13 protein-coding genes and 1 tRNA gene are annotated in these 12,425 nt (G+C 72.0%); 5 read left to right on the top strand and 9 right to left on the bottom strand.

The genetic code is table 11. The features are described from left to right. Positions 1-39 precede the first annotated feature (39 nt). Together ACN27C_RS10510 and ACN27C_RS10505 are read right to left on the bottom strand one after the other, a co-directional pair. On the bottom strand, positions 40-807 hold the full coding sequence (locus ACN27C_RS10510) for an enoyl-CoA hydratase/isomerase family protein (protein ID WP_422751044.1): 768 nt from the start codon (positions 805-807) through the stop codon (positions 40-42). A gap of 75 nt (positions 808-882) precedes the next feature. Continuing rightward, positions 883-3,282 (bottom strand): M4 family metallopeptidase, encoded by a 2,400-nt coding sequence (locus ACN27C_RS10505; protein ID WP_422751042.1) that lies wholly within the window; start codon positions 3,280-3,282, stop codon positions 883-885. A 170-nt stretch (positions 3,283-3,452) separates the two neighbouring features. On the opposite strand from ACN27C_RS10505, the gene ACN27C_RS10500 reads away from it, so the two are divergent. Together ACN27C_RS10500 and ACN27C_RS10495 are read left to right on the top strand one after the other, a co-directional pair. Beyond that, a complete protein-coding gene (locus ACN27C_RS10500; RefSeq protein ID WP_120572849.1) occupies positions 3,453-3,905 on the top strand; it encodes a hypothetical protein in 453 nt (150 codons plus the stop codon). 76 nt (positions 3,906-3,981) lie between these two features. After that, positions 3,982-4,638 (top strand): type 1 glutamine amidotransferase domain-containing protein, encoded by a 657-nt coding sequence (locus tag ACN27C_RS10495; protein WP_233585556.1) that lies wholly within the window; start codon positions 3,982-3,984, stop codon positions 4,636-4,638. A 7-nt stretch (positions 4,639-4,645) separates the two neighbouring features. Here ACN27C_RS10495 and ACN27C_RS10490 read toward each other — a convergent pair whose 3' ends face one another. From ACN27C_RS10490 to ACN27C_RS10475, 4 genes are read right to left on the bottom strand one after another with little or no spacing between them, the layout of a single operon-like run. Next, positions 4,646-5,257, bottom strand: coding sequence for a histidine phosphatase family protein (locus ACN27C_RS10490; RefSeq protein WP_422751041.1), 612 nt, complete (start codon positions 5,255-5,257; stop codon positions 4,646-4,648). Between the two features lie 49 nt (positions 5,258-5,306). Continuing rightward, positions 5,307-5,726 (bottom strand): VOC family protein, encoded by a 420-nt coding sequence (locus ACN27C_RS10485; RefSeq protein ID WP_030502816.1) that lies wholly within the window; start codon positions 5,724-5,726, stop codon positions 5,307-5,309. Between the two features lie 35 nt (positions 5,727-5,761). Beyond that, positions 5,762-6,181: a helix-turn-helix domain-containing protein gene (locus ACN27C_RS10480; protein ID WP_120572847.1), complete on the bottom strand. Its 420-nt coding sequence runs from the start codon at positions 6,179-6,181 to the stop codon at positions 5,762-5,764. Between the two features lie 27 nt (positions 6,182-6,208). Next, positions 6,209-6,709, bottom strand: a complete 501-nt coding sequence (locus ACN27C_RS10475; RefSeq protein ID WP_422751040.1) for a GNAT family N-acetyltransferase — start codon at positions 6,707-6,709, stop codon at positions 6,209-6,211. A gap of 214 nt (positions 6,710-6,923) precedes the next feature. Here ACN27C_RS10475 and ACN27C_RS10470 point away from each other — a divergent pair, with 214 nt between their 5' ends. Continuing rightward, entirely contained in the window at positions 6,924-7,310 is a 387-nt protein-coding gene (locus tag ACN27C_RS10470; RefSeq protein ID WP_120572845.1) for a VOC family protein, read from the top strand. 79 nt (positions 7,311-7,389) lie between these two features. On the opposite strand, the gene ACN27C_RS10465 is transcribed toward ACN27C_RS10470, so the two are convergent. Next, positions 7,390-7,466 (bottom strand) — tRNA-Thr (locus tag ACN27C_RS10465). A gap of 365 nt (positions 7,467-7,831) precedes the next feature. On the opposite strand from ACN27C_RS10465, the gene ACN27C_RS10460 reads away from it, so the two are divergent. Further along, positions 7,832-8,923 carry an ABC transporter ATP-binding protein gene (locus ACN27C_RS10460; protein ID WP_120572844.1) on the top strand — a complete coding sequence of 364 codons (1,092 nt, stop codon included), beginning with the start codon at positions 7,832-7,834 and terminating at the stop codon, positions 8,921-8,923. Between the two features lie 60 nt (positions 8,924-8,983). Here ACN27C_RS10460 and rlmB read toward each other — a convergent pair whose 3' ends face one another. Beyond that, positions 8,984-10,105 carry a 23S rRNA (guanosine(2251)-2'-O)-methyltransferase RlmB gene (rlmB, locus tag ACN27C_RS10455; protein ID WP_120572843.1) on the bottom strand — a complete coding sequence of 374 codons (1,122 nt, stop codon included), beginning with the start codon at positions 10,103-10,105 and terminating at the stop codon, positions 8,984-8,986. Continuing rightward, entirely contained in the window at positions 10,105-11,520 is a 1,416-nt protein-coding gene (cysS, locus tag ACN27C_RS10450) for a cysteine--tRNA ligase (RefSeq protein ID WP_120572842.1), read from the bottom strand. The genes rlmB and cysS overlap by 1 nt, the downstream gene beginning before the upstream one ends. A 63-nt stretch (positions 11,521-11,583) precedes the next feature. Between cysS and ACN27C_RS10445 the strand changes: the two genes are divergently transcribed. Next, entirely contained in the window at positions 11,584-12,231 is a 648-nt protein-coding gene (locus ACN27C_RS10445; protein ID WP_047891141.1) for an IclR family transcriptional regulator, read from the top strand. The last annotated feature ends 194 nt before the right edge of the window (positions 12,232-12,425 follow it).

Genomic DNA, 12,425 nt, shown 5'->3' with positions numbered 1-12,425 from the left:
CCGGAACGTACCCATCGGGGAATGCCGGTCAAACGGCGGTCAGCGCGTGGCGGGCGGGGTCCAGCCGAAGCGCGGCGGGCGGCGCTCGTTGATCGCCGCCACCCCCTCGCGGGCCTCGCCGCTGCCCCGCACCTGGGCGTGCCACCAGGCCAGTCGCTCGGCGTCGGCGCGGCCGTCGACGATCTCCTTGGCGGCGGTCACGGTGAGCCGGGACCGCTCGGCGACGGTGGCGGTCAGCGCCGCCACCCGCCCGGCCAGTTCCCCGGCCGGCAGCACCTCGTCGACCAGGCCGATCCGCAGCGCCCGCTCGGCGTCCACCAGCTCGCTGGTGAACAGCAGGTGCTTGGCCGCGGACGGGCCGACCAGCGCGGCCAGCCGCCGCGTGGTCGGCGCCGGGTAGACCAGGCCGAGCCGGGCCGGGGGTACGCCGAACCGGGCGTCGGCCGCGGCCAGCCGCAGGTCGCAGGCGACGGCGAGCTGGCAGCCGCCGCCCACGCAGGCGCCCTCGATCGCGGCGACCGTGGGGCGGCCGAACGCGGCGAGCCGTTCCTCGGCGGCCACCGCGATGCTGCCGTCACCGGCCGCCAGCAGCTCGTCCAGGTCGCCCAGGTCGGCGCCGGCGCAGAACGTGCCGCCCGCGCCGGTGAGCACCAGCACCCGTACCGCCGGGTCCGCCTCCAGGCCGTCGAGCAGCACCGGGAGCTGCCGCCACATGGCCGGGGTCATGGCGTTGCGCCGGGCCGGGTTGTGGATGACCACGGTTGCCACCGGGCCGTCCAGGGTGACGGTCAGTTCCGCGTCGGACATGGGTCCGACCGTAACGGGCGGGGCCCGCCTACCACCCGAGTGGGTGGTCGCCGGGCCCCGGGATCGGCGGTCAGGTCAGGAGACGTTGAGCGCGGTGTCGTCGATCACGAACGAGGTCTGCAGCGAGCTGTCCTCGGTGCCGGTGAACTTCAGCGTGACGGTCTGCCCGGCGTACGCCGCCAGGGAGAACGACTTCTGGCTGTAGCCGCTGGCCTTGTTCAGGTTCGAGTAGGTCGCCAGCGTGGCCAGCACCGAGCCGGACGAGTTGAGCACCTGCACGTTCAGCTTGTCGTACTGGACGCTGGTGGTGCTCTCGGCCGAGTCGATGTGCAGCCAGAACGAGAGGGAGTACGCGGAGCAGCCGCTCGGCAGGCTCACCGACTGCGACAGCGTGTCGGTGCGGGTGCTGCCGTAGCCGTTCAGCCACGCGTTCCACGTACCGGTGCGGGTCGGCTGGCCCTGCGAGCCGTACTGGCCGATGACGCCGGAGGTGGTGGCCCAGACCGTGTTGCCGGACTCGAAGCCGGGGTTGCCGAGCTTCTGACCCGCGCCGGTGCAGCCGCCGCCGACGCTGCTCACGGTCAGCGAGTACGTGGCGGACTTCGTGCCCGACGCAGCGCTGCCGGTGACCGTCACCGAGTAGGTGCCGGCCGGGGTGCTGGAGCTGGTGGAGACGGTGAGCGTGGACGAGCCGCCCGAGGTCACCGAGGCGGGGCTGAACGACGCGGTGGCGCCGGTCGGCAGGCCGGACGCGGAGAACGTCACGGTCTGCGCGGTGCCGCTGGTGGTGGACGTGGCGACGGTGGCGGAGGCGGATCCACCCGCGGTGACCGACCCGGAGGTCGGCGAGAGCGAGACGGAGAAGTCGTTGCCGGTGGAGCTGCACGGCGCGTCGTTGCCGGCCACGTTCACCGCGGTCCACGCCGCCTGGACGGTCTTGTACTCGGTGGAGCAGTTGCCGTACAGGTCGGTCGCGGCCCGCAGGGTGTACGCGCGGGCGGTGTTGGCCGGGTTGCTGGTGTTGACGTACGAGGTGTTCGAGGTGAAGTACACGTCGAGCGCCCGGTACCAGATCTTCTCCGCCTTGGCGCGACCGATGCCGGTCACCGCCGGGGCCGAGCCGCAGACCGGCGAGGTGCCGTACGCGGTGGCGCCGGTGCCCTCGGCGAGGTTGAAGAAGAAGTGGTTGCCGACACCGGAGGAGTAGTGCACGTCCTTGTTCTTCGTGCTGGTGGACCAGCAGGAGTCGGACGAGCCGTCCAGCGACGGGTTGTACATGTAGCGCAGCGGCGTACCGTTGCCGTTGATGTTGATCTTCTCACCGACCTGGTAGTCGCCCGGGTCGCTCGGCGCGGCGGCGTAGAACTCCACCATGTTGCCGAAGATGTCGCTGGTGGACTCGTTGAGGCCACCGGACTCACCGGAGTAGACCAGCCCGGCCAGCGCCTCGGTGACGCCGTGGCTCATCTCGTGCCCGGCCACATCCAGCGAGACCAGCGGGCGGGAGTTGCCCGAGCCGTCGCCGTAGGTCATCTGGGAGCCGTCCCAGAACGCGTTGACGTAGTTGTTGCCGTAGTGCACCCGGCTCGGCACACCCTGGCCGTTGCCGAAGATGCCGTTGCGGCCGTGCACGTTCTTGAAGTAGTCGAACGTCTTGGCGGCGCCGAAGTGCGCGTCCACCGCGGCCGACTGCCGGTTCGAGGTGGCGCCGTTGCCCCACGCGTTGTCCGCGTCGGTGAACGTGGTGCAGGTGGAGGTCCCGTTGTTCATGTCGCAGGTACGGCCGTTGCCGCGTACCGGGTCGATCATCTGGTACGTGCTGCCGCTCAGCGTCGTGTCGATGGTGACCGAGCCGGTGTAGATGCCCTGGCCGGTGCCGGCCACCGTCTCGATCTCGTCGTACGAGCCGATCACCTTGCCGGTGGTGGCGTCGGTGATGACGTGCAGCTTCGACGGCGTCTGCTTGTCCGCCTTCCAGCCCGTCGCGACGGTCTCCCAGGCGAGCCGGCCCTTGCCGCTGCTGGCGTCGACGAACAGCTCCGGCGCGCCGACCGAGGTGAGCGACCCGGAGAACGTCTTGCGGGCGCTGGCCTTGGCCGCGTCCGCACCGACCTTGGCGGTGGTGCCCAGGGTCAGCGGGGCGGAGAGGCTGACCGATGCGCTGGTCATGGTGCCGTTCGGGGCGGTGTGGATGACGAAGTCACCGCCGTACACGCGGAGACCCTGGTAGGTCCGGCTGTACCGGGTGTGCGCGGCCCCGGAGGGGTCGACCTTGGTGCGGACGGCCTGATAGGCCTCACCGCCGGCGCCCTGGACGACGCCGGGGTTGGCGCGCAGCAGGCTCGCGGCCTTGGCTGCGGCCGAGGTCTCGGGGCTGGAGGCGCTTGGCGCTGCCGCTTGCGCCGAGGTGGTGACGCAGGCCAGCACGCCGCTGGTGAGCAGCGCTGCGCTGACGGCGGCGACGGATCTTTTCACGGGCCCTCCTGGAAGGCGAAGTTGTGACGGGGGTAGTCACTGATGTAGATATAGCGATACATCGAAGAACGTGAAAGAGGCTGGCGAGATCTCGCCGGAGACATTGACCGAACGGATGAGGAGGACCGGTGGGCCGGAACCGGGTGGTCCCGTCGCGCGTCCGATCGGGTATGAGAGCTGCCTCCGCCGCGGCGGCCGTCGCCGCCCTTCTCCTCCCGCTCGCCGGCTGCGCCCGCGCCGACGCGCCACCCGTCATCACGGACGGGCCCTCGCCGCTGCCCGCCACCGAGGTCGTGCTCGAGAAGTCGGGCGGCATCGCCGGGGTGAAGGACACCGTCACCGTGCGGCCGGACGGCCACTGGACGAGGACCGACCGGACCGGCGCCTCCCAGGAGGGCAGGCTCGCCGAGACGGACCTCGCCCGGCTGCGACAGCTCGCCACCGACCCCCGGCTGGCCACCGAGGCCACCGAGACCAAGGGCCCGGACAACTGCGCCGACGGGTTCACCTACCGGCTCACCGTCGGCCCGGCCGAGAGCGGGTACGTGGACTGCGGGCCCGCCGCCCGGCCGCCGGCCGTCACCGCCGAGGTGGTCGAGCTGCTCACCCGCGCCACCGGCTGACCCGGCTCTCAAACCCGCTGTCGCTGTGACATCGGCCTATGGCCGGTGGACCGGCGACCGGGCCAGCATGGAAGGCATGACTCGCGCACTCATCGCCCTGACCAGTCACTCCGAGCTGGGCCGAACCGGCCGCTCGACCGGCTACTACGTCGGCGAGGCCGCCGAGCCGTGGGAGGTGTTCCGCGCCGCCGGGTACGACGTCGACCTGGCGTCGGTGGCCGGCGGCGAACCGCCCGTCGACGGGCGGGACGAGAACGACACCACCCAGAACGACTTCCTCGCCACCGCCGGCGTCACCGACACCCCGAAGGCCGCCGACGTCGACCCGGAGCGGTACGACGTGATCCTCTTCGCCGGCGGCCACGGCACCATGTGGGACTTTCCCGACGACCCCGACCTGGCCCGGATCGCCCGCTCGGTCTACGAGCGCGGCGGCGTGGTGGCCGCCGTCTGCCACGGCCCGTCGGCGCTGGTGAACCTCACCCTCACCGACGGCTCCCGGTTGATCGCCGGCAAGCGGGTGGCCGGGTTCACCAACAGCGAGGAGGCGGCCGTCGGCCTCACCGACGAGGTGCCGTTCCTGCTCGCCGACAAGCTCACCGAGGCGGGCGCGCAGCACGTGCCGGCGCCTGACTTCACCGAGCACGTGGTCGTCGACGGACGCCTGGTCACCGGCCAGAACCCGCAGTCCGCCCGCGCCGTCGCCGACGCCGTGGTGAAGCTGATCCCCTGAGCGCCGGTCAGAACCGGTAGTCGTCGGGCAGACCGGTGGCCCGCAGCTCGGGCGGCAGGTGGGCGACGTCGTTGAGCGCGACGAGCGTCGGCGGGCCGCCCGAGCTGTAGCGGATCACGGTGAGCCCGCAGTTCTGCTGGTTGAGCCCGATCCACCGGTGCGGCGGCGCCTCCAGCGCGTGCAGCACCAGCCAGGCGACCAGGAAGTTGTGGGTGACGACCAGCTCGCGTACGTCACCCTCTGCGGGGGCGGCGGCGAACCGGGCCACCGCCTCCGCTGTCACGCGCGGCCCGTCGCGCCGCTCCCGCTCGGTGAACGCGGCCAGGAACTCCGCGTACCGCTCGGGCATGCCGGCCGGGTCGGTGTCGTGCGGCATGTGGTCGCCGGCCCGGTCGTCCTCGCGTACCGGAACACCCGGCAGCGACGCCGCGACCAGCGCGGCGGTCTCCGCGGCCCGGCGGGCCGGCCCATGGTGTACGGCGGTGAGCCCGGCCCCGCGCAGCCGCTCGCCCAGCAGCGTCGCCTGCCGCCGGCCCCGCTCCGACAGGCCGGTGTCCGCCTCCTCCTCCGGCCGGTCCTGCTCGCCGTGACGGACCAGGTAGAGCAGGCGGCTGGGCATCGGCACCTCCACGGTCGGGGACCGCGAGACTAGCCCGCCGCCGCGCCGTTCACCGGCCCTGGTGCATCTGGCCGATCCGGATCCGGTTGCCGAACGGGTCGCGGATGCCGAAGTCGATCCCGTACGGCCGGTCGGTCGGCTCGTCGGTCACCTCGACGCCCTTCGCGACCAGGTCCGCGTACGTCTTGTGCGCGTCGTCGGTGGTGAAGAACAGGAAACCCCCGGCAGCGCCCTTGGTGAGCAGCTCCCGGACCTGCTCGGCCGTCTTCGGGTCCAGCGCCGGCGGGCCCGGCTTCTCCAGCAGGATCTCCCGGCCCGGGTCGCCCGGCACGTTCACGGTGAGCCAGCGCATGAAGCCGAGATCCTGGTCGGTGCTGACCTCCAGGCCGAGCTTGCCCACGTAGAAGTCGAGCGCCTCGTCCTGGTCGAGCACGTAGATCTGGGAGCGGGAAGTCGAAGTCATCGTCATGCCCACGACGCTAGAGCAGCGTCCCGGCCTGCTGCTTATCCAAAAGTGCGCAGTCCCGCGGTGGCGCTCGGGCGCATCCAGGCCTTGGTGAAACAGCTCGGGACGTCGGCCGGCGTGGCCTTGCGGCGCCGGTAGGCCGAAGGTGACTCACCGACGATGCCGTGGAACGTCCGGCTGAACGTGCCGAGGCTGCCGAATCCGACCAGATGGCAGATCTCGGTGACCGGTTCGTCGGTGCGCACCAGCAGGTACATGGCGCGTTCCACCCGGCGGCGTTGCAGGTAGCGGTGCGGCGTCTCGCCGAAGGTGGCCCGGAAGGTACGGATGAAGTGCGCCTCCGAGACGTGCGCGATCCGGGCCAGCGCGGGGATGTCGAGCGGCTGCGCGTACGCCCGGTCCATCGCGTCCCGGGCGCGCAGCATCGCCCGGTTGGACTCCTCGACCGCGCGACTCATCGCTGGTCAGCCTAGCGCCTCGCGTCCCTACGACTCGTCCACGAGGCTCCTGGTCATGATGTGCTCGCGGCGCACGTCGTCGGGCATCAGGCCGCCGACCTCGCCCGTTTCCCGGAAGCCGGTGCGCAGGTACAGGGCCCACGCGTTCGGGTTGCCCTCCGCCACGGCGAGCCGCACCGTCCGCGCTCCCGCCCGCCGGGCCCACTGCTCGACCGCCCGCACGAGGTGGTCGCCCACGCCCCGGCCGCGTCCCCCGGGTGCCACGTACATCGAGATCAGCTCGACGACCCCGTCGTGGTCGGTCGGCATCCCGCTCGCCATCCCGACCGGTTGCCCGTCGAGCAGCACCACGACGTTGTACGACCCGGGGACGGCCAGCCGCCCGCGCCAGCGTTCCTCGCGGTCGCCGTCGCCCTGCCAGTCCGCCAGGCGGGCGCCGAAGGCGTACCCGGCCTCGGCGAGCGCGGCGAGCCGCAGCTCCCGCCACACCTTCCAGTCGTCCTCGCCGAGGACGCGTGTCTCGATCATGCGGAGAGGGTTCCGCAGGCACCCCGAGCAGACAATCGATATCCGGCGACGGCGAGTCGGTGGCCGGACCTGCACAACCCCCGGCGGCCCAAACCCGGTGCCTGCTCTCCGGCCCGGCTGCTCGTCAGAATGCGGCGTCCTCTCTACCCTGAAGCCGGCAGGGCTCAGCCACGTCGACGAGGGTACGGACAGCGCCTAGCGGGGAGAAGACATCGTGGAACGCGTGACGGGCATCGGCGGCGTCTTCTTCCGCGCCCACGACCCCGACCGGATCAACCGCTGGTACGCCACCCACCTCGGTGTCGAACTGGCACCGGAGTCCTACGACGTGTCCTCCTGGTGGCAGAAACCCGGTCCTACCGTCCTGGCGGCCATGCCGGCGGACTCCGAGCACTTCGGCGGTCCCGAGCACTCCTGGTCGCTCAACTTCCGCGTCGTCGACCTGGACGCGATGGTCGACCAACTGCGCGATGCGGGCATCGACGTCGAGGTGGACCCCGAGGAGTATCCGAACGGCAGGTTCGCGAACCTCAGAGATCCAGAGGGCAACATGGTCCAGCTCTGGCAGCCCGCGGGGGCCGACGCCCGTGGGCCCGCCTGACCCCTCGCGCGTGCACCGTCATGTGGCTGCAGACGGAGCAAGGCGTCCCGCGGCATCGGACCGGAACGCCTTGTGGAATTGGAGCCCCCGGCCGGGATCGAACCGGCGACATCTCGCTTACAAGGCGAGTGCTCTGGCCAGCTGAGCTACAGGGGCGCGTGCGTCGGGCTCAGCATAGCGACTGAGCCCCGGAAATCCCGCCTCGCAGGGCTCCCGAGCACGGAAAACGTCGGTATCCCGACCGGTACGGCCGATGGATCATCGCCCGGCAACGCTCACGAGCCGGGAGATTGATGCCTCGCAGTGCCTTCCTGACCGTTATGCGTATGCCGTCCGTCCCATCCGACGCGCCACGTCTTGGCACGATCGCGAAAGCCGTTTACCGTGCAGTGACGCGGACGACACTCCGGCCGGCCTCGGCTGCCTGAGCGACGACCCCGTTGGCCGGTGCCTTGGGCACCGGTCGCTCCTTCACTCGGATCGTCCGGCACGTTCCTGCCGGTGAAAGGAAGCGCTCCATCATGGCTACGGTCACCTACGCGAAGGCATCCCGGATCTATCCGGGCACCGAGCGCCCCGCCGTCAACCAGCTCGACCTCCAGATCGGTGACGGGGAGTTCCTCGTCCTGGTCGGCCCGTCCGGCTGCGGCAAGTCCACCAGCCTCCGGATGCTCGCCGGCCTGGAGGACGTCGACGACGGCGCGATCTACATCGACGACCGCGACGTCACGCACCTCCCGCCGAAGGCCCGCGACATCGCGATGGTCTTCCAGAACTACGCCCTCTACCCGCACATGACGGTGTACGAGAACATGGCGTTCGCGCTCAAGCTGCGCAAGACCTCGAAGTCGGAGATCGACCGGCGGGTCAAGGAGGCGGCCGGGCTGCTCCAGCTGGAGGAGTTCCTCAGCCGCAAGCCGAAGGCGCTCTCCGGCGGTCAGCGCCAGCGTGTCGCCATGGGCCGCGCGATCGTCCGCGAGCCGCAGGTCTTCCTCATGGACGAGCCGCTGTCGAACCTCGACGCCAAGCTGCGCGTCCAGACCCGTACGCAGATCGCCTCGCTGCAGGCGAAGCTGGGCGTCACCACTGTCTACGTCACCCACGACCAGGTCGAGGCCATGACCATGGGTCACCGGGTGGCGGTCATGCTGGACGGCGTGCTCCAGCAGGTGGACACCCCGCGGGCGCTCTACGACACCCCGGCCAACGTCTTCGTCGCCGGCTTCATGGGCTCCCCGGCCATGAACATCAAGACGGTGAAGCTGACCGACCAGGGCGGCGCGTTCGCCGAGATGATCGTGCCGCTGACCCGCGAGCAGGTCGAGGCGGCCCGCTCCGAGGGCGGCGACGGCAAGGTCACCGTCGGCTTCCGTCCGGAGGACTGCGACCTGGTCAGCCCGTCCGAGGGCGGCATGCCGGTCGTGGTCGAGCTGGTCGAGGACCTCGGCTCCGACGCCAACGTCTACGGCCACGCCGCGCTGGAGGGCCACAACGAGCGGTTCGTGGTCCGCACCGACCGCCGCAGCATGCCGAACATGGGTGACACCGTGTTCGTCAAGCCGCGTACCGGCCGCAGCCACGTCTTCCACGCCACCACCGGCCAGCGGATCTGACCTACGTACGCGAGAAGGGGCGGCCCGCCACGGCGGACCGCCCCTTCTTCGTACTCTCGATCAGACCTCGACGGACCGGCGGCGGGCGACCTCGGCCAGCGTGACCGCGGCGGCGACGCTGGCGTTGAGCGACTCCACGTCGGAGACCATCGGGATGCTGACGGTCAGGTCGCAGGTCTCCCCCACCAGGCGGGACAGCCCGCGCCCCTCCGAGCCGACCACCACGACGAGCGGGCCGACGGCGGCCTCCAGGTCGTACAGGTCGGTCTGCCCGTCGGCGTCGAGGCCGACCACGACGAAGCCGGCGTCCTTGCAGGCCTTGAGCGACCGGGTCAGGTTGGTGACCTGGGCGACGGGCACGCGCGCGGCCGCGCCGGCGCTGGTCCGCCAGGCGGTCGCGGTGATCCCGGCGGCACGCCGTTCGGGTACGAAGACACCCTGCGCGCCGAACGCGGCAGCCGACCGGATGACCGCGCCGAGGTTGCGCGGGTCGGTGACGCCGTCCAGCGCGACGAGCAGCGGGGCGGCCTGCTCCAGCGCGGCGGCGACCAGGTCGTCGAACGGCTCGTAGGCGAACGGCGGCACCTGGAGGCCGACGCCCTGGTGCAGCACGCCGCCGGTCATCCGGTCCAGCTCGGCGCGGCTGACCTCCAGGATCGCGATGCCGCGGTCGGCGGCGGTGCGGACGATCTCCTTGACCCGGTCGTCGATGTCGATGCCCTGCGCGGTGTAGAGCGCGGTCGCGGGCACCTGGGTGCGCAACGACTCCAGCACCGGGTTGCGCCCGACCAGCAGTTCCGGGCTGTCCTTCGCCGGGTTGGCCTTGCGGCCCGGCGCGACCCGGGGACCGCCCCGGCCGCCGGCCGGCTTGCCGCCCCGGCCCTTGGTCGTGGGCGTGCCCCGGCCACCGCCCTTGCCCCAGGTGGTGTCCTTGGTGCCGGGCTGACCGATCTTGGGCGCGCGGCCCTCCTCGGCGGCGGCGCGGCGCTCCTTGTCCTGCTTCCAGGCGGTGCGCTGGGGCAGCTTCTCGGTGCCCGAGTACGCCTTGTGCCAGGGCCGCTCGTCGGCGGGCAGCGTGCGGCCCCGCCCGGCGAGCGAGTCCTTGTTCTTGCCACCGGTGCCCTTGGGGGCGCCCGCCTTCGGCGTCAGTCGCCGGCCACGGCGCTGCGAGTTGCCGGCCATCAGTCCTGCTCTCCAATAGTCCAACGCGGGCCCTGGGGGGTGTCCTCGACGACCACGCCTGCCTGCTTGAGCTGGTCGCGTACGGCGTCGGCGGCAGCCCAGTCCTTGCGGCCGCGGGCCTGCGCGCGCTGCTCCAGAGCCAGCGCGATCAGGGAGTCCACCACGCCGCGCAGGTCGTCCGTGCGGCCGCCGCCGGTCCAGGCCGGGTCCAGGGGGTCGACGCCGAGGATATCCAGCATCGCCCGGGTGGCGGCCAGCGTCGTGCGGACGGTCACATCGTCGCCGGCGGTGAGCGCGGTGTTGCCGTCCCGGACCACCTCGTGCAGCGCCGCCAGCGCCGCCGACGTGTTGAGGTCGTCGTCCATCGCGGCCACGAAACCGGCCGGCAGGTCGCCGGGCCGGCCAGGGCCGACCCGCTCGGTCGCCCGCTGCACGAAGCCCTCGATCCGCCGGTACGCCACGGCGGCCTCGCGCAACGCGTCCTCGGAGTAGTCGATGCGGGACCGGTAGTGCGCGGCCACGTAGTAGTAGCGCAGCTCCACCGGGCGGACCCCGAGCGAGGCCACGTAGTCGAGGTCGAGCGTGTTGCCGAGCGACTTGCCCATCTTCGTGCCGCCGATGCCGAGCAGGCCGTGGTGCACCCAGTAGCGGGCGAACGGCAGGTCGGCGGCCTGCGACTGGGCGATCTCGTTCTCGTGGTGCGGGAACGTCAGGTCGAGGCCGCCGCCGTGGATGTCGAACTCGGGGCCCAGGTAGCGCCAGCACATGGCCGAGCACTCGATGTGCCAGCCGGGCCGGCCGCGGCCCCACGGCGACGGCCAGTAGGCGTCGGCCGGCTCGCCCGGCTTGGCGCCCTTCCAGAGCGCGAAGTCACGCGGGTCGCGCTTGCCGCGGTCGGGGGCGTCACCGGCGGGCTGCATGTCCGCCGGTGACTGGCCGGACAGCGAACCGTACGCGGGCCAGGAGGCCACGTCGAAGTAGACGTCGCCGGAGCCGTCGGTGGCCGGGTAGGCGTGGCCGGTCTCGATCAGCCGGGCGATCAGCTCGTGCATCTCCGGGATGTGCCCGGTGGCCCGCGGCTCGTACGTGGGCGGGAGCACGTTGAGCGCCCGGTAGGAGGCGGTGAGGATCTGCTCGTTCGCGTACGCGATCGACCAGAACGGCCGGTCCTGCTCCATCGCCTTGGCCAGGACCTTGTCGTCGATGTCGGTCAGGTTGCGGATGAAGGTGACCTCGAAGCCCTTGCTCACCAGCCAGCGGCGCAGCACGTCGTAGTTGACGCCGGAGCGAAGGTGGCCGATGTGCGGCGGGGCCTGGAGCGTGAGACCACACAGGTAGACCCCCACCTTGCCGGCTTCCCGCGGGACGAAGTCCCGCACCGATCGGGTGGCGGTGTCATACAGGCGTAGCGTCACCTCACAAGGGTAGCCGTCCGCACATTTCCGGGTTGGCCGGAGCCGGGTCGTACGCTGCGTGCTGTGGACACGGCGGCGCGCACGGGAGAGACGGCACAGACCCTGGACCGGGGTCTGCGGCTGCTGCACCTGGTCGCGGACGCGCCGGGCGGGCTGACGGTCACCGAGGCGGCGCACCGGCTGGGCATCGGCCGGGCGGCCGTCTACCGGCTGGTCGGCGCGCTGACCGGCCACGGGATGCTCCGGCGCGACGGCGAGGGCCGCCTGCGGATCGGCGTGGGCGTGCTGCACCTGGCCCGCCGTGCCCAGCCGCTGCTGGCCGAGGGCGCGCTGCCCGCGCTGCGCCGGCTCGCCGAGGGCACCGGGGCGACCGCCCACCTGACAGTGGTCGAGGGCGGTGAGGGGGTCGCGCTCGCGGTGGTCGAGCCGAGCTGGACGTCGTTCCACGTGGCGTACCGGACCGGCACCCGGCATCCGCTGGAGCGGGGCGCCGCCGGCCGGGCGGTGCTGGCCGGGCGGGCCGGCGATCCGGGGCCGGTGAGCACCAGCGGCGAACTTCAATCAGGCGCGTACGGGGTGGCCGCGCCGGTGCTCGGTGTGCCGGGCCTGGAGGGCAGCGTCGGGGTGGTGTCGCTGACCCCGCTCGACGTGGCCGACGTCGGCGCCCAGGTCACCGCCGCCGCCGAGGCGGTCGCCGCCGCCCTCTCCTGACCCCCGCATGCCCTCACGCCAGCTCGGCGAAACGGTTGCATCAAGCGGCCCGGATACCGCCACCTCCCCGAAGTGGAGTCGATCATGCGCAAGTCGAGGGCCTTAGCACATGGACAGGGCCGGGTGGGGGTTGTCCACAGGGTGCGGTGGGCGGCGCGGCTGCGGCTGTCCACAGGGGTACCGATCTCGACCTG

This window comes from Micromonospora sp. WMMD1219, from assembly GCF_049315215.1.
Taxonomy (GTDB): Bacteria; Actinomycetota; Actinomycetes; order Mycobacteriales; family Micromonosporaceae; genus Micromonospora; species Micromonospora tulbaghiae.
This window is presented reverse-complemented; position numbering and strand designations above follow the sequence as displayed.